The organism is Pseudomonas fluorescens (genome assembly GCF_902497745.1).
Classification (GTDB): Bacteria; Pseudomonadota; Gammaproteobacteria; order Pseudomonadales; family Pseudomonadaceae; genus Aquipseudomonas; species Aquipseudomonas fluorescens_BM.
In genome coordinates this window covers 277,983-295,190 of record NZ_CABVHJ010000005.1, presented here as the reverse complement: position 1 = coordinate 295,190, position 17,208 = coordinate 277,983, and the positions used below count along the sequence as shown (strand labels likewise).

Here is a 17,208-nt window from a genome sequence, read left to right as displayed (position 1 = left end):
GCGACGATTCGACTTGCTCGCGAAGACGGAGTGTCAGACAACTGAAATGTTGAATGCTAAACCGCTTTCGCGAGCAGGCTCGCTCCCACATTGATAGGAGAATTCCCGATGAAAAAACTCACCCTGCTCGCCGCCGCCACATTGCTGAGCGCCTGCCAATCGACCACTCCTGCCGGCAAGGTCGGCCTCGACGGTGAAGTGTTCTACCTGCAGCGCATCGCCCTGCCACCGAGCGCCACCCTCAGCGTCAGCCTGCAAGACGTCTCGCTAGCCGATGCGCCAGCGGTGGTGCTGGACGAGCAGAAAGGCCCGATCAAAGGCCAGGTGCCACTGCCCTTCCACTTGAACTACGATCCGGCCCAAGTCAAACCGGGCCATCGTTACTCGGTCAGCGCGCGCATTGAAGTCAACGGCGAACTGATGTTCATCACCACCGAAAACCACGCCGTGCAACTCGACGGCAACGACCCGCAGCCGCTGAAAATCCGCGTCGACGCCGTTCGTTAATTCATTTTCCGTAGCCCTTTTCCGCAACAAGGAAGCCGCCATGCTCCGCCCTACCCTTCGCTTCGCCGGCCTGTGTGCAGGCCTGATGATCTCCGCCAGCGCCATGGCCTTGTCGCTCAGTGACCTGTCACAAAAAGACGCCACCGGTGGCCTCAAGGACGCCCTGACCCAAGGCGCACAAATCGCCGTCAAACAACTGGGCACCCCCGGCGGTTTCAGCAACAACCCCGACGTGAAGATCGAACTGCCGGGCAAACTCGGCAAAGCCGCGAGCAAAATGAAAGCCTTCGGCATGGGTGCCCAGGTTGAAGAACTGGAAACCGCCATGAACAAGGCTGCGGAATCCGCCGTGACTCAGGCCCAGCCAATCCTCGTCGACGCCGTGAAGAAAATGAGCGTGGAAGACGCCAAAGGCATCCTCAGCGGCGGCAAGGATTCGGCCACGCAATACCTCGACAAATCCAGCCGCGAACAGATCCGCGCCAAGTTCCTGCCGATCGTCAAACAGGCGACCGACAAGGTTGGCGTAGCACAGAAGTACAACTCGTTCGCTGGTCAGGCTGCTGCGTTTGGCGTGGTGGACGCGAAGAGCGCCAATGTCGAGAACTACGTCACCGAACAAGCGCTGAATGGCCTGTTCGAGATGATCGGCAAACAGGAAGAAACCATCCGCCAGAATCCGGCTGCTGCGGCTACCAGCCTGGCGAAGAAGGTGTTCGGCACGCTCTAAGCAGTCAGAACTCGGGGGCGAATCAATTCGCTCCCGTGCTCCCCTCTACGCAAGGGACTACGTAAAAAGAACACCCACTCCCGTCCCATTTTCTTTTTCTCAAAAACCTGTAATTGCTCCAGGCCCTCCAGGACCGAAGCTGCCTCGCGGTACGAGCAAAAAAAATTGTCCGCCACATTGCCCGCCGTGAAATCCTTTGCCACCCCGCTTTTTGCCGCTTGATAGACCGCGTGCTGTTTTTCTGTCATCAGATCGAAGCAGCCAGAGTTCGTTAGCAAACGCTCAAACGCTTCAGTGTAGGCCACGCTCTTGCGATAAACATCCGTAAACCCCAGCACCGCTCGCTGAATAACCGAACACTGGAATTCGATGAAATAAGTCAGGTCCAGCTCATCCGCCTCGGTGTGCAGATATGAACGTCCATATTTCACCGGTGCATTACGCAGTAACAAACTGATCGCGATGTAGCGAAACGCCGCAAATTCGTTCTTGAACATGAACCAGTAAAACAACGCCCTGGCGACCCGCCCATTGCCGTCGCGGAAGGGATGTTCGTAACCCAAGGCAAAATGCAGCGTGATCGCCTTGATCAGTGGATGCAGATAGTGCTTATCCAGTGGTGAGCCGTCGGGCAGGTTGATCCAGTGCGACAGTCGCCCCAGCCGCGACACCAATCCTGCTGCAGGTGGTGGCCGGTGCACGGTGTTGCCCGCCCCGTCCTGAACGACAACTTCGTCATTGATCCTGAATAATCCGGGAGAGTACTTTTCGTCATCGATGCCCTCGACACCCACCCGATGAATCGCTGCGATCAAATCCACGCTCATGGGTTCGTAACGTCTCTCCCAGGCAAAATTCATCATCCGGTAATTACCCAACACCATGCGTTCATCCGGCGTGCGGGGCTGGCGCTGCTGCTTGAGCATGTCCTTGGCCACACGCGTAGTCGTCGCAGCGCCTTCCAGCTGACTGCTGGCGATGGCTTCATCTTCGATCAAATCGTTAAGCAGATAACTGAAATGTGCCCGTTCACCGATCTGGCTGGTCATGTATTCCAGCGCCGCCGTACTGGCCTGCCGATCGACGATGGAAATGGTTTTCTGTGCCAGCGGCGTCTGCACGTACTTACCCCATTGCACGGGATCACCTAGCGACAGCAGATTGATGTGCTGGGCAGCCCGTGCCTTCTTGACCAAGGCCCAACAGAGTTTGGCATCCAGCCCTGGCGGCCAGCGATAACGCAACGCTTCAAATGGCAGGTAACGACCTTGATCATCGAGCGGCTTGAGCAGCGCAAGATAGTCCGCCAGACGATGCTTGTGGGGCGGGCGCACCAGCAAGTCGAATACCGGATCGGTTCTGCCTGTCAATGCTGGCGGCTTTTTCATCAAGACAAACTCAGGAACGCTGGAAAGCAGAGGCTGGAGTACAGCATCCGAGGCACCAAGGCTCAATATCGGAGGTTTCTGAAAAAGACGTAGGAAGTGGCGGAGGCAGAGGGGGTTATGGATAGTCAGCTAGAGACTGGTCGGCTGTCAGGCCGCCTTCGCGAGCAAGCTCGCTCCCACAGAAGAGCAAGAGCAGATCGCTTCTGCTCCTCACCACTCAACAGGATGAGCGTTAGCTCGGCTGCAGCTTTTGATCTTAGAGCCCGTCGGCAGGCTGAGTGGAGGGATTGATCCGGGGGTGGGAGCGCAGCGACCGTTCGACGAAGTCGAACACATCGAGAGGAGGTGCAGCGAAGCAAACCGTAGGCGATGCCCCCCGGATCGATCCCGGAGCGAAGGAACCCCGAGCCCCAGCGAGCGGGCCGAACGTCAGGGCAAAGCCTTTTGGGTTACCTTTTCGGCGTTTGGAAAAGGTGACTCGCCGTAAGGGCGAAACCGCCAGCGGCAGCACCCGAAGCAACGGATATTCACAAAGAACAACCACAGCATGGTCGGCCCTAAGGCCGCCACGCAAACCACAAATCAAACGGAGTCTTTGCGAACCCTGAACCAAGCCGCATACAACGCCGGCAAAAACAACAGCGTCAACGCGGTCGCAACAATCAACCCCCCCATGATCGCCACCGCCATCGGCCCAAAAAACACACTCCGCGACAACGGAATCATCGCCAGCACCGCCGCCAACGCCGTCAACACAATCGGCCTGAAGCGTCGAACCGTAGCCTCGATAATCGCCCGCCAAGGCTTAAGCCCCGAGGCAATATCCTGCTCAATCTGATCCACCAGAATCACCGAATTGCGCATGATCATCCCGGACAACGCAATCGTCCCCAACATCGCCACAAACCCGAACGGCTGGCGGAACACCATCAAAAACAGCACCACCCCGATCAACCCCAACGGCGCCGTCAAAAACACCATCGCCGTGCGCGAAAAACTGCGCAACTGCACCATCAACAGCGTCAGCACCACGACGATGAACATCGGCACCCCGGCATTCACCGACTTCTGCCCACGCTCGGAATCCTCCACCGTGCCACCGACATCCAACAGATAACCATCGGGCAACTCGGCGCGAATCGAATCCAGCGTCGGCATGATCTGCTTCACCAGCGTCGCCGGCTGCTCCTTGCCATAAATATCGGCCCGCACGGTCACGTTCGGCAGGCGATTGCGGTGCCAGATAATCCCCTCCTCAAAGCCATATTCCAGCGTGGCAATCTGCGACAACGCCACACTGCGGCCGTTATCCGTCGGCACCGCCAGACTCGGCAACAACGACAACTCAGTGCGCTCATGCACCGTTCCCCGCAGCAGAATCTCGATCAACTCATTGTCTTCGCGATACTGACTGACACTCGAACCGGTCAACGAACTCTGCAGAAATTTCGCCAGATTGGCCGTGCTCACACCCAGCGCCCGCGCACGATCCTGATCGATATTCAGGTACACGACCTTGCTCGGCTCCTCCCAATCCAGATGCACATTGACCACATGCGGATTCTCGCGAACCTTGGCTGCCACTTTGCGCGCCAACGCGCGGACTTCTTCGATGTGTTCACCGGTCACGCGAAACTGCACCGGATAACCAACCGGCGGACCGTTCTCCAACCGTGTGACCCGCGAACGCAGCGCCGGGAACTGTTCGTTAAGCGTTTCGATCAACCATCTGCGCAGCGCCTCACGCTCTTCGATGGTTTTCGCCAACACCACAAACTGCGCGAAGCTCGCCGCCGGCAACTGCTGATCCAGCGGCAGATAGAAACGCGGCGAACCCGTACCAACATAGGCGACGTAATTGTCGATGCCCGCATGATCCTTGAGCATCGCCTCAAGCCGTTTCACCTCACCGGTGGTATTGGCCAACGACGCGCCTTCAGCCAGTTTCAGATCGACCATCAACTCCAGTCGATTGGAGGCCGGGAAAAACTGCTGTGGCACAAAACGGAACAACATCACCGAAGCAATAAACAGCCCGACCGTCAGCACGATCACGGTCTTGCGGTGCGCCACACACCACTCCACCAAGCGCCGAACGCGCTGATAAAACGGCGTGCCATACGGATCAGGCTGACCGTCACCCGTGCCATGTTTGGCCGCGTGAATTTTCGCCAGATCCGGCAGGAGTTTTTCCCCCAGATACGGCACGAACATCACCGCTGCCACCCAGGACGCAAGCAACGCGATGGTCACCACCTGAAAGATCGAACGGGTGTATTCGCCGGTGCCGGATTGCGCCGTGGCAATCGGCAGAAACCCGGCGGCGGTGATCAACGTCCCCGTAAGCATCGGGAAAGCGGTGCTGGTCCAGGCATAACTCGCCGCGCGGATACGGTCAAAGCCCTGCTCCATTTTGATCGCCATCATTTCCACGGCGATGATCGCGTCGTCCACCAGCAAGCCCAGCGCCAGCACCAACGCGCCAAGGGAGATCTTGTGCAGGCCGATGCCGAGGTAATACATGCAGGCGAAAGTCATCGCCAACACCAATGGAATGGTCAGCGCCACGACCATGCCGGTGCGCACGCCGAGGGAGAAGAAGCTCACCAGCAAGACAATCGCCAGCGCTTCGACCAGTACCTGAACAAACTCGCCGACCCCGGTTTTCACCGCCGCCGGTTGATCGGAAACCTTGCGCAATTGCATGCCGGCCGGGAGGTTTTTCTGAATGCGTGAGAACTCGACTTCCAGTGCTTTGCCGAGCACCAGAATGTCGCCGCCGTCCTTCATCGCTACCGCCAGACCAATCGCGTCTTCGCCCATAAAGCGCATGCGCGGCGCCGGAGGATCGTTGAAACCGCGACGCACATCGGCGACATCGGAGATACGGAACGTACGATCACCGACGCGGATCGGGAAGTTTTTTATCTCCTCGACCGTCTGAAAGTTCCCTGAGACCCGTAGCTGCAATCGCTCGCTACCGGTTTCAAAAAAACCCGCAGTGGACACCGCGTTCTGTTCTTGCAGCGCTTGTTGCACCGCCGCCAGCGGCAAGCCGAGCGTTGCCAGTTTGACGTTGGACAGCTCGACCCAGATCTTCTCGTCCTGCAAACCGAGCAGGTCGACTTTGCCGACATCCTTGACCCGTTGCAGTTGGATCTGGATGCGATCGGCGTAATCCTTGAGCACCGCGTAATCGAAACCATCCCCCGTTAGCGCATAGATATTGCCGAACGTGGTGCCGAATTCATCGTTGAAGAACGGCCCCTGAATATCCGGCGGCAAGGTCTGGCGAATATCACTGACCTTCTTGCGCACCTGATACCAGAGGTCGGGAATTTCCTTGGAGTGCATCGAGTCGCGGGCAATGAATGTCACCTGGGATTCACCGGGGCGCGAGAACGACACAATGCGTTCGTACTCGCCGGTTTCCATCAGTTTCTTTTCGATGCGTTCGGTGACCTGGCGCGAGACTTCCTGCGCGGTCGCTCCCGGCCAACGGGTTTGAATCACCATGGCTTTGAAAGTGAACGGCGGGTCTTCACTCTGGCCCAGTTTGGTGTAGGACAGCGCACCGACGATGGCCAGCAAAAGCATCAGGAACAGTACGATCTGGCGATTACGCAGCGCCCATTCGGAAAGGTTGAAGCGCATCGGGGCTTACTCCTTGTCCGCCAGATTGACCACACGATTGGAGCGATCCACCGGACGCACCTGCTGCCCTTCGAGCAACACATGCACGCCGGCAGCCACCACCCAGTCGCTGGCGTTCAAACCCTCAAGCACCGGCACGCTTCTCTCACCGAACGGGCCGATGCGCACCGGGGTTTTCTTCAAGGTGTTGTTGCCTTTGACGACCCAGACGTAGGTCGCACCGTTTTCGGCGGTGAGTGCCGAGAGCGGCACAGACAGGGAAACGCTGTCGGCCGACTGCACGAACACACGGGCGCTCTGGCCCAGTTCGGCCGGGACTTTGCCGCCGGTGAAGGAGATGCGCGCGGCGAAGGTGCGCGAGCGTGGATCGGCGGCGGGTGACAGTTCACGAATCTGCCCGGCGAAGCGCTGGTTCTGCTGGGTCCACAACTCAACAGTGACTGGCTGACCGACCTTGAAGCGCCCAAAGCTCTGCTCCGGCAGGCTGATCAGCACTTCGCGCTCGCCGTCGGTGGCAAGGGTAAACACGGTCTGCCCGGCGGCAACCACCTGCCCCACCTCGACCGAACGCTTGGCCACCACGCCATCCTGCGGCGCACGCAGCACCGCGTAACTGGCCTGGTTGGTCGAAACGTTGAATTCAGCTTTGATTTGTTTGAGGCGGGCTTCACCGGAACGGTAAAGGTTTTCGGCGTTGTCGTAAGCCGAGCGGCTGACCATCTGTCGATCCATCAGGGTCTTGTAGCGATCACGCTCGGCGCGGACCAGATTGAGATTGGCTTCGGCAGCGGCGACCTGGGCGCGAGTGGCCTCCAATTGCAAGCGCACGTCCTGCGGATCGAGTTCTGCGAGTGGCTGATCTGCCTTCACGCGCTGACCTTCATCGACCAGTCGTCGGCTGACTTTGCCGCCAATGCGAAAGGCCAGATCGGGTTCATAGCGAGCGCGCACCTCGCCCGGATAACTTTCCATCGCCTGCGCCGAAGGCTCTGGCTGCACCACCATGGCCGGTCGCACGGTGACTTGCGTCGCCTCTTCCTGACCGCATGCTGACAAAAGGAACGCCAGACTCACTGGCAACGCGAGGGACAACGCATGGCGGAACATGGTGACGGACCTTTCGCTAATGGTGCTTGGAATAATTATACTGGCGGGTATGGTATTAATAGCAAACTCACCAGTCCAGTATTAAAAGCGAAGAATGTCGAACAATCTTTCAGCTCCAAACGGTCCGGGCCGCCCCAAGGATCTGGCCAAGCGCCAGGCAATCCTCGACGCGGCGAAAATTCTGTTTCTGAGTCATGGCTATGCCAACACCAGCATGGACGCGGTTGCCAGCGAAGCGGGCGTGTCGAAGCTGACGGTCTACAGCCATTTCAACGACAAGGAGACGCTGTTCTCCGCCGCCGTCGTGGCCAAGTGCGAGGAGCAATTACCGCCGTTGTTCTTCGAATTGCCCGAAGGCATTGCCGTGGAAAATGTGTTGCTGAACATTGCGCGAGGCTTTCATCACCTGATCAACAGCGATGAATCGGTGAACTTGCACCGCTTGATCATGGCCCTCGGCAGTCAGGACCCGAAGCTGTCGCTGATCTTCTTCGAGGCGGGTCCGCAGCGCATGGTGCAAGGGATGGAGCGGTTGTTGACGCGCATCCACGAAACCGGCGCGCTGAGCATCGATCTGCCGCGCAATGCCGCCGAGCATTTCTTTTGCCTGATCAAAGGCGCGGGGAATTTTCGTTTGTTGTATGGCTGTGGGGAGCCGTTGACTGAAGAGGCAGCGGAAAGCCATGTGCAGGAAGTTGTAGCGTTGTTTATGCGTGCTTACAGGCCCTGACTTTTAAGGTGCCTGAGCGGACGCCTTCGCGAGCAGGCTCGCTCCCACAGTTGAAATGCATTCCAAGGTGGGAGCGAGCCTGCTCGCGAATAGCAGCGACTCGGTCTTAGGGTTTTAGAGCTTTCTTCGGATAGATGTCATAGCGGCTCGATTTGCCATCCAGCGCATGACTCGGCTTCGGCCCCTCAATACACGGCGCCTTGCGCGGTCGCTTGACCACCACCCGGTGCGTCGCCAACGCCAGCGCAGCCTGCAACAGCGCCGGCGCATCCGGGTCATCGCCCACCAGCGGCCGGAACAGGCGCATTTCCTTTTTCACCAGAGCAGTCTTCTCACGGTGCGGAAACATCGGGTCGAGATAGATCACCTGCGGCGGCTCACCTTCCCAGTTCTGCATGACCTCAATGGAGTTGCCCTTGAGCAATTTCATCCGCGCCACGATCGGCGCCACGTCGAAATCTTCCGCCGCCCGCGCCAGACCGTCCTCCAGCAGCGCACCAATCAATGGCTGACGCTCGATCAGGCTCATTTCGCAACCCAGACTGGCCAGCACGAACGCATCCTTGCCCAACCCCGCTGTGGCATCCAGCACACGCGGGCGCACGCCTTGGGCGATACCGACAGCCTTGGCGATCATCTGCCCGCTGCCGCCGCCGTATAGCCGACGATGCGCCGCGCCACCCTCAACAAAGTCGACCCGCACCGGCCCCGGTGCGTCCGGGCCGAGCTGTTGCAGCTGCAAACCCTGCTCGCCGACCTGCAAGGCAAACTCGCCGTCCGCCACTTCAAGCGGCAGGCCCAGGCGCTCGGCCCACTGCCCGGCTTGCGCTTCAAACGTCGGGCCGAGGGCCTGAACATGGATGCGGCAGGCCGCAGATTGCTCGATCATGGAAAACACGCTCAAAAATTCAAGGATCAGCAAAAACCGCCGATAATTCATTCAACGCGCATTTTGCCAGAGCTGAGCGTCAACCGAAAAAAATGTCAGGCATTCTTCCCACATCGATTGGCTACATCTCGCCCCATGGCGACTTTAGCCGTCACAACACTCAAGCACTGAGCGGCGTCAGTCACCTGTGGCAGGATTTCTTTGCCCAGGCGATGGCCGAACAGACGAGTGAAGTGGTGCCTGCCTGCGGCACGTTCCCTCCGGTTGACCTGAACAGCCCTGAAGAACCGACCATCGGCAGCGAGCTGCACGCGCACATCGTCAGTCAGCGTGAGTGCGATGTGGTCGAAACTGAAGTGCGTCCGCCGGAGCCATTGTTCCTGCCGATCGCCGAGTTCGAAATGGACTTGCTGGACAAGCCATTCCCGCCGTTCCCGCCAGAAGAACTGAAAGCTCAGCAAGAGCAACAGGATTTCGACAGCAGCTGGGTGCGTCCGGTGGTGATCAACAATGGTCAGCCGACACCAGAGCCAGGCCCAGCGCCGCAGAAGAAGCCGCTGTACCTGCCGATTGCCGAATTCGACCTGGACCTGCTGCAGAAGCCTTACCCGCCGTTCCCGCCGGAAGAAATCGTCGAGCAACAGAAGGCACTGGACTTCGATAACGGCTGGGCACGTCCGATCGTTCTGCAAAACCTGCGCCTCGCCGCTTAACGCTCAGCGACACACGCTCCAGCGCCCGACATCGACATGAAAGTGATTGCGATGGGCGGCGTTGTAATCCGGGCTCAACACCACACTGAACGCCTCGCAGGCGCCATCACGCACCTGACGCAGAAACTGCGCGTCCTGATTTTGCTTCGGCCAGTCCTTGAGCACGCTGATGCTGCGGCCGTCGGCCAGACGAAATCCGGCAATGTCCAGCGCATCGGCACTGGCATGGCGGCTGAGCGCGCCGCTTTCGCGATTGTAGATATTGCGACAGGCGAAGCTGCCGAGGTGATCGACACGCGCAACTTTCTGCCCGTAAACGGATTGCGCGATGGGTTGCAGCGAATGGTGTTCGAACATCGCGTAGGCCACCGCCAGCGGACAACTGGCGAGGAAACTGCTGCTCAGCGCCACTTCACCGCCCTGTACGCGCAATGCGCCGATCAGCGGACACTTGGCGTCGGGGCTGTCGGATTGCCGCGTGACGCGCAAGTCAGAGCTGCTTAACGCTTGCGCACAGAGTTGTGGGTCGCTGCGCAAACGCATCAGCTTGTATCCGGTCAGCCAGTTGGGCGTGGCCTTCACGTCCAGCGGCGCCCACGGATTCCATTGCGGCGGCACGTCCAGCCAACCGCGCCAGACACTCACCGCAGTGCCGCCAATCATCAGCAGCACCAGCCAGAATATCCACCGCCCCATGCTCAGCCTTTGAAAAACTGATTGGCCTTGGCATACGGCATCGACTGCGAAGTAAAGCCGAAGGTGCCGGACTGCTGGATCTCCTCAGCGGCGCGGAAGAACTCGCCGAACGCCGCCAACGCCAAGGCCGAACCGGTACTGATCCGCCGCACACCCATTTCTTGGAGCTCCTGCACGGTCAGTTTCAAACCGCCGGACATCAGCACATTGACCGGTTTCGGTGCCACCGCGCGTACCACCGCCAGTACTTCTTCGGCGTTGCGCAAACCTGGCGCGTATAACACGTCGGCGCCCGCTTCGGCGAAGGCCTGCAAGCGGCGGATGGTGTCGTTGATATCAGGATTGCCGTGCAGGTAGTTTTCCGCGCGCGCCGTCAGGATGAACGGGAATGGCAGCGTGCGCACAGCGGCGACGGCCGCTTCGATGCGCGCCACAGCGTGTTCGAAGCAAGAGATCGGCGCATCCGCGCGGCCCGTGGCGTCTTCGATCGAACCACCGACCGCACCCGCCTCCGCTGCGCGAAGCAGGCTTTTCGCGGCCTCGGCCGGGTCATCGGAAAAACCGTTTTCCAGATCCACCGCCACCGGCAAATCGGTGGCCGCGACAATCGCGCGGACATTGGCCAGGGTCTCGTCGAGGCTCAACGCACCATCGGCCTTGCCCTGGGAAAACGCGTAACCGGCGCTGGTGGTTGCCAAGGCCTGATAGCCGAGACTCGCGAGCATTTTCGCCGACCCCGCATCCCACGGATTGGGAATGACGAAAATCCCTGGTTGTTCATGCAGGGCTTTGAAGGTGTGAGCTTTACGGGTTTGGGCATCCATCGGCAGGCTCCTGGGCAAGACAAAAATCCGTTTCAGAGCAGGTCAAGTTGCTCCGCGGCGGGCTCTCTGTATAGCTCAGGCAGCGATGGCAGGCCAGGCAAACGTTGCATCAGTTGTGCATGAAAACGTTGCGCCAGTTTTGCCGCCAACAGGTTGTCGGCGGTGTGCAGGAAGATGTACGGCGTACGCCCCTCTTCGATCCACTCGGCGATTTTCGCCACCCACGGCACGAGGAACGTGTCGTTGGCCTCGAGCTCTGGATGACCAATGAAGCGCACTTGCGGAAACTGCGTAAATGCCGCCGGGCGTGTCGGTACTCGCGGCTTTTTCGATTGCGCGTGGATCACCGAAGATTCGGTCGACAGGCAGCTGAACAGCGCACGCGGATCAAGGCAAATGCGCTCGACACCACGATCCAGCAGCAGGCGATTCAGCAGGCGTTCGCTCTCACCCTTGGCGAAGAACTGTTCATGCCGCACTTCCACCGCCAACGGGCAATCCAGCGCATCGATGAACGCCGCCAGTTCCGGCAGGCGATGCGGCGTGAAGCTTTTCGACAGTTGCAGCCACAACGGCGAGACACGCTGACCGAGTGGCTTGAGTAATTGCAGAAAGGTCTCGGCGGCGGTCAGTTGCTCGCGCAGATCACCGCTGTGGCTGATGTCACCGGGGAATTTGGCGGTGAAGCGAAAGTGTTCGGGCATCACCTCGGCCCAACGCTGCACGGTGGCCGGCGACGGGCTGGCGTAGAAGGTCGTGTTGCCTTCAACGGCGTTGAACACTTGCGAATAGAGACTGAGGAAGTCAGAAGTTCTGGCGTCTACCGGGTACAGATACTCGCGCCAGGCGTTTTCGCTCCAGGACGGGCAACCGAGGTAGTAAGGCAGATCCATCAGATGTACAGATCGAGGCCCAGCACGTCTGCATCCCAATCGACAAACCCGGCGGTGCTCAGGTAGCTGGCCAGGGCCATGGCTACGCTCTTTTTCATCGCACGGTGGTAAATCATGTCTTGTTGACGGGCGGGCAGATTGCTCAGGCGTTGCGCGGCGGCTTTGGCAGCAGCGCGGGCAGCCATTTGCTCTTCAGTCGGAAATTCCAGCTCGCCGTCGATATCGTCGACGGATTCATCCAGCGCCACATTACCTTTGCGAGGCTTGCGCTTGATGGGGTAGGACTGAGAGGAAAGGCCGTCTATACGCATAATTTCATGCTCGGTATCGATGATGGCAATTTAGCGGCACCTGACCGACTTAGCAAATCGCCGAGTGATAACTAGAACACATAAAGCGCAAAAGGTTTAAAACGAGGGGTTAGAAACTGACGATTGGCCAATTTGGAGGAAGCACAATTCCCTGTGGGAGTGAGCTTGCTCACGAAGAGTCCAGCACATTCAACATTGATATTGACTGGCCGGACGCCTTCGCGAGCAAGCTCGCTCCCACAGGGTTCGTGGTGAGTCAGCGAGCTTTCGGGGTGGCGACTTTGTCGCGCAGGTAAACCGGTTGCGCATCGTCAGCGGGGATCGACTCACCGCGTTCCCAGGCAAAACGCGCCAGCGTCAGCAGGTCTTCGGCGTGGGGCAACATGCTGGCGTCGGAACCCGTCAGATTGACAGCGATACGCTCGCCATAACCCCAACCCGTGCCAGCCCCAAACCAGTCGCCACTGGCATCGGCCGGCAGCGCCGCGACTTCCGGTGGCAACACCGCTTCGGCACCGACCAGGCGCATTTCCCCCGCCGTCTCACGGTAGCAGCCCCAATACACTTCATCCATCCGCGCATCGATGGCCGCCGCGACCTGGCTCACGCCATGTTCACGCAACGCACGCTGCGCCAGCACCGCGAGGTTGGACACCGGCAACACCGGACGATCCAGCGCAAACGCCAAACCTTGCACCACACCAATGGCAATCCGCACACCGGTAAACGCACCCGGCCCGCGACCGAAGGCAATCGCATCGACTGCCTGCAACGTGGTGCCGGCGTCAGCCAACAGTTGCTGGATCATCGGCAGCAGCTTCTGCGCGTGCAGGCGCGGGATCACCTCGTAATGGCTCGTGACCTTGCCGTCATGCAGCAAGGCAACGGAGCAAGCTTCAGTCGCGGTGTCCAGGGCCAGCAAGGTGCTCATCGATGTTTCCAAAACAGGGGTGGGAAAAAGTGCGTCAGTATAAACAACTACGGCCCGCAAGCGGGCCGTGGATGATGCTGCGGTTCAGACTTTTCAGCTCAGCGCGGCCAGCACCTTGGCGGTGATCGCATCGACCGAACCAACGCCCGGGATGTGGCTGTACTTCGGCTTGCCAGCGTTTTTCGCGGACAGGCTCTGATAGAACTCCACCAGCGGCTTGGTCTGCGAATGGTAGACCGACAGGCGATGACGCACGGTTTCTTCGGTGTCGTCCTTGCGCTGTACCAGTTCTTCGCCAGTGATGTCGTCTTTGCCAGCGATTTTCGGCGGGTTGTAGACGATGTGGTAAACGCGGCCGCTGGCTTCGTGAACACGACGGCCGGCGATGCGTTGCACGATTTCTTCGTCTTCAACAGCGATTTCAACCACGGCATCCAGCTCAACGCCGGCAGTGACCAGGGCTTCAGCCTGCGGAATGGTGCGCGGGAAGCCGTCGAACAGGAAACCATTGGCGCAGTCTGGCTGAGCGATACGGTCCTGAACCAGTGCGATGATCAGGTCATCCGACACCAGGCCGCCGGCATCCATGATGCTCTTGGCTTGAACGCCCAGTGGAGTGCCAGCCTTGACCGCGGCACGCAGCATGTCGCCGGTGGAGATTTGCGGAATGCCGAATTTTTCGGTGATGAACTTAGCCTGAGTACCTTTACCGGCCCCGGGAGCTCCCAGCAGAATGACGCGCATTAGATGTGCTCCTCAATTTTTTTATAAAAAGCTTTTACAAAACAAAGGATTCGCCTCTTGGGACGAATCCTGAAAATACGGGTCGTGGCCGCACAAACGGCCAAAGGCTGATCAAGATACACAGCAGGCTGCGCCCACACAAGACGCCAAAAGTCGGAGAAACCGAAGCCTCCTGCGACCTTGCGACGCGGTAACCCAAGTCGCAACCCCATCATTAACTGTCGCCTGGCGGCACTTTGCGCCGTGAGGCAAAGCGGCATCCGGCGTTTGCTGCCAGTGCCGCATGCCACGACAAAAACGTTAGCCGGTATTTCGCAAACCGGCGGCAATCCCCGCCACAGACACCAGCAACGCCTGTTCCACCGGGCTGCCCTGCTCGACATCCTGCTGCCGCGAGCGGGCCAGCAGTTCGGCCTGCAATAGATGCAGCGGGTCGAGGTAAGTGTTGCGCAGACGGATGAATTCGAGGGTGTCAGGGCTATGTGCCAGCAGCTGCGACTGCCCGGTCAGGCCGAGCACCACCGCACACGCCTGCGACAATAGGTCGCGTAACTGCGCGCCCAACGGCAGCAGATCCGGCTCGACCAGACGCTGATCGTAGGACAATGCGATATCCGCATCAGCCTTGGCCAGCACCATTTCGAGCATATCGATACGGGTGCGGAAGAACGGCCACTGCTCGCGCATCTGCCCGAGCAACTCGCCTTCGCCGCGCTCCAGCGCCTTGCTCAACGCCGATTCCCAACCGAGCCACGCCGGCAGCATCAACCGCGTTTGCGTCCAGCCAAAGATCCACGGAATCGCCCGCAGACTTTCGATGCCGCCCGCACGACGCTTGGCCGGGCGACTACCGAGCGGTAAACGCCCCAACTCCTGCTCCGGCGTGGACTGACGGAAGTACTCGACGAACTGCGGATTTTCCCGCACAACCTGGCGATAAGCGCTGACACCGTCCGCCGCCAATTCATCCATCAGATGGCGCCACTCAGGCGTTGGCGGTGGCGGCGGCAACAGCGTTGCTTCAAGCACCGCCGCCAGATACAGATTGAGGTTTTGCTCGGCGATGTCCGGCAGGCCGAATTTGAATCGAATCATTTCGCCCTGCTCGGTGGTGCGGAACCGCCCCGCCACCGATCCCGGCGGCTGCGACAGAATCGCCGCGTGCGCCGGGCCACCGCCACGGCCCACGGTGCCGCCGCGACCGTGAAACAGCAGCAGCTCGACTTGTTGTTCGCGGCAGATTTCCACCAGGCGTTCCTGCGCACGATATTGCGCCCAAGCCGCCGCCGTGGTGCCAGCGTCCTTGGCCGAGTCGGAATAGCCGATCATCACTTCCTGCGGGCCTTGCAGCCGTGCGCGGTAACCCGGCAGCAGCAACAGCCGCTCCATCACCGGCCCGGCGTTGTCGAGGTCAGCGAGGGTCTCGAACAACGGCACCACGCGCATCGGCCGCAACACGCCGGACTCTTTGAGCAGCAGTTGCACGGCGAGCACATCGGACGCGGCGCCGGCCATGGAAATCACGTAAGAGCCAAGCGAAGCGCCCGGTGCCGCAGCGATTTCCTTGCAGGTGTTGAGCACTTCTGCGGTGTCGGCCGACGGTTTGAAATGCGCCGGCAGCAGTGGCCGTCGGTTGCTTAGCTCGCGGGTCAGGAAGGTGATGCGTTGCTCTTCGTCCCAGTCTTCATAGCGACCAAGGCCCAGGTAATCGGTAATTTCGGTCATCGCCGAGCTGTGTCGCGACGAGTCCTGCCGCACATCCAGACGCACAAGGAACAGGCCGAAGGTCACCGCCCTACGCAGACAATCAAGCAGCGGGCCATCGGCGATCACACCCATGCCGCATTCGTGCAGCGAGTTGAAGCACAGCTCCAGCGGATCGAGCAGATCACGGTTGTTGCTCAGCACATCAGACGGCGCTGGCGTCGGTGCGGTCAGCGCGGCATGCGCCCAGTTGCGCGTCGCACGCAGGCGTTCGCGCAGTTGCTTGAGCACCGCGCGATACGGCTCGGCGCTGTCACCGGCCTTGGCTTTGAGGGCATCGCTGGCCTGCTGCATCGACAGTTCGGCAGCGAGGTGATCGACATCACGCAGGTACAAATCGGCGGCCATCCAGCGCGCCAGCAGCAATACTTCGCGGGTCACGGCAGCAGTGACGTTGGGGTTGCCGTCACGGTCGCCGCCCATCCACGACGCGAAGCGAATCGGCGCCGCTTCCAAGGGCAGACGCAGACCGGTCGCTTCATGCAACGCCTTGTCGGCCTTGCGCATATGGTTGGGAATCGCCTGCCACAGCGAGTGTTCGATTACCGCGAAACCCCACTTGGCTTCATCAACCGGCGTTGGGCGCGTGCGGCGGATTTCTTCGGTGTGCCAGGCTTCGGCGATCAATCGTTGCAGGGTGTTTTGAATCTGTTCACGTTCGGCGCTGGTCAGGTCGCGATGATCCTGCGCGGCGAGTTGCCCGGCGATCGCGTCGTACTTCTGGATCAGCGTGCGCCGCGCCACTTCGGTCGGGTGCGCGGTCAGCACCAGTTCGATTTCCAGTCGCGACAGCTGACGTGCCAGCGATTCGGCGCTGTGACCTTCATTGCGTAAACGGGCGAGCAACTCGGGCAATACGCGGGATTCGAACGGCGCCGGCTGCGACTCTTCGCGGCGATGGATCAGCTGATACTGCTCGGCGATGTTCGCCAGGTTGAGAAACTGGTTGAACGCCCGCGCCACCGGGAGCAATTCGTCCTCGGTCAATTGATTGAGGCTGGCGCTCAGTTCAGCGTCCATCGAGCCACGGCGGTCGGCCTTGGCGCCCTTGCGAATCTGCTCGATCTTGTCGAGGAACGCCTCGCCGTACTGGTCTCGAATCGTATTGCCCAACAGCTCTCCGAGCAGGTGAACGTCTTCGCGCAAGCGTGCATCAATATCGGTCATCAGCAATTCCCCAGCAGTAATCCGGACGGCTTAGAAACGAGTGCATGACCTAGAGAGTGCCGCTCTACGGCGCTTCTTACAAGCATCCGACCAAGGGACTTTAAACCTTGCGGGCGAAAGCTAGTCTCAACAGTAAGCCGTACAACGGCTTGCCGCCGGC

15 protein-coding genes are annotated in these 17,208 nt (G+C 59.8%); 4 read left to right on the top strand and 11 right to left on the bottom strand.

The annotated features are described in order from the left end of the window. Nucleotides 1-108 precede the first annotated feature (108 nt). Together F8N44_RS10345 and F8N44_RS10340 are read left to right on the top strand one after the other, a co-directional pair. Nucleotides 109-507 carry a YbaY family lipoprotein gene (locus tag F8N44_RS10345; protein WP_150650235.1) on the top strand — a complete coding sequence of 133 codons (399 nt, stop codon included), beginning with the start codon at nt 109-111 and terminating at the stop codon, nt 505-507. Between the two features lie 40 nt (nt 508-547). Continuing rightward, nucleotides 548-1,237 (top strand): DUF4197 domain-containing protein, encoded by a 690-nt coding sequence (locus tag F8N44_RS10340; RefSeq protein WP_116028733.1) that lies wholly within the window; start codon nt 548-550, stop codon nt 1,235-1,237. Here the strand turns inward: F8N44_RS10340 and F8N44_RS10335 are convergent. The 3 genes from F8N44_RS10335 to F8N44_RS10325 all read right to left on the bottom strand — a co-directional run bounded on the left by F8N44_RS10335 (nt 1,234) and on the right by F8N44_RS10325 (nt 7,386). After that, nucleotides 1,234-2,625, bottom strand: coding sequence for a Fic family protein (locus F8N44_RS10335; protein WP_150650234.1), 1,392 nt, complete (start codon nt 2,623-2,625; stop codon nt 1,234-1,236). The two genes, F8N44_RS10340 and F8N44_RS10335, sit on opposite strands and share 4 nt — an antisense overlap. A 582-nt stretch (nt 2,626-3,207) precedes the next feature. Beyond that, nucleotides 3,208-6,279, bottom strand: coding sequence for an efflux RND transporter permease subunit (locus F8N44_RS10330; protein WP_150650233.1), 3,072 nt, complete (start codon nt 6,277-6,279; stop codon nt 3,208-3,210). Nucleotides 6,280-6,285: 6 nt separating this feature from the next. Beyond that, complete coding sequence (locus tag F8N44_RS10325) at nt 6,286-7,386, bottom strand: efflux RND transporter periplasmic adaptor subunit (RefSeq protein WP_150650232.1); 1,101 nt, start codon at nt 7,384-7,386, stop codon at nt 6,286-6,288. Between the two features lie 94 nt (nt 7,387-7,480). Between F8N44_RS10325 and F8N44_RS10320 the strand changes: the two genes are divergently transcribed. Then, nucleotides 7,481-8,116 carry a TetR/AcrR family transcriptional regulator gene (locus F8N44_RS10320; protein ID WP_095119312.1) on the top strand — a complete coding sequence of 212 codons (636 nt, stop codon included), beginning with the start codon at nt 7,481-7,483 and terminating at the stop codon, nt 8,114-8,116. Nucleotides 8,117-8,222: 106 nt separating this feature from the next. Here the strand turns inward: F8N44_RS10320 and F8N44_RS10315 are convergent, their stop codons facing one another. Further along, nucleotides 8,223-9,002 carry a class I SAM-dependent methyltransferase gene (locus tag F8N44_RS10315; protein ID WP_191630883.1) on the bottom strand — a complete coding sequence of 260 codons (780 nt, stop codon included), beginning with the start codon at nt 9,000-9,002 and terminating at the stop codon, nt 8,223-8,225. Between the two features lie 95 nt (nt 9,003-9,097). On the opposite strand from F8N44_RS10315, the gene F8N44_RS10310 reads away from it, so the two are divergent. Continuing rightward, nucleotides 9,098-9,718 carry an energy transducer TonB gene (locus F8N44_RS10310; RefSeq protein WP_150650230.1) on the top strand — a complete coding sequence of 207 codons (621 nt, stop codon included), beginning with the start codon at nt 9,098-9,100 and terminating at the stop codon, nt 9,716-9,718. A 3-nt stretch (nt 9,719-9,721) separates the two neighbouring features. Here the strand turns inward: F8N44_RS10310 and F8N44_RS10305 are convergent, their stop codons facing one another. From F8N44_RS10305 to ppc, 7 genes are all read right to left on the bottom strand, one after another. Beyond that, on the bottom strand, nt 9,722-10,414 hold the full coding sequence (locus F8N44_RS10305; RefSeq protein ID WP_150650229.1) for an extensin family protein: 693 nt from the start codon (nt 10,412-10,414) through the stop codon (nt 9,722-9,724). A 2-nt stretch (nt 10,415-10,416) separates the two neighbouring features. Next, the gene (locus tag F8N44_RS10300; protein WP_150650228.1) at nt 10,417-11,238 is read right to left on the bottom strand and encodes an isocitrate lyase/PEP mutase family protein; all 822 of its coding nucleotides are present in this window, start codon (nt 11,236-11,238) and stop codon (nt 10,417-10,419) included. 32 nt (nt 11,239-11,270) lie between these two features. Beyond that, the gene (locus F8N44_RS10295) at nt 11,271-12,131 is read right to left on the bottom strand and encodes a DUF72 domain-containing protein (RefSeq protein ID WP_150650227.1); all 861 of its coding nucleotides are present in this window, start codon (nt 12,129-12,131) and stop codon (nt 11,271-11,273) included. Next, nucleotides 12,131-12,442, bottom strand: a complete 312-nt coding sequence (locus F8N44_RS10290; RefSeq protein WP_150650226.1) for a hypothetical protein — start codon at nt 12,440-12,442, stop codon at nt 12,131-12,133. The genes F8N44_RS10295 and F8N44_RS10290 overlap by 1 nt, the downstream gene beginning before the upstream one ends. Nucleotides 12,443-12,698: 256 nt before the next feature. Further along, complete coding sequence (gene tsaB, locus F8N44_RS10280) at nt 12,699-13,373, bottom strand: tRNA (adenosine(37)-N6)-threonylcarbamoyltransferase complex dimerization subunit type 1 TsaB (RefSeq protein WP_150650225.1); 675 nt, start codon at nt 13,371-13,373, stop codon at nt 12,699-12,701. 93 nt (nt 13,374-13,466) lie between these two features. Continuing rightward, nucleotides 13,467-14,117 (bottom strand): adenylate kinase, encoded by a 651-nt coding sequence (adk, locus tag F8N44_RS10275; RefSeq protein ID WP_008078383.1) that lies wholly within the window; start codon nt 14,115-14,117, stop codon nt 13,467-13,469. 300 nt (nt 14,118-14,417) lie between these two features. Further along, entirely contained in the window at nt 14,418-17,048 is a 2,631-nt protein-coding gene (gene ppc / locus F8N44_RS10270; protein WP_150650224.1) for a phosphoenolpyruvate carboxylase, read from the bottom strand. Nucleotides 17,049-17,208: the final 160 nt, after the last annotated feature.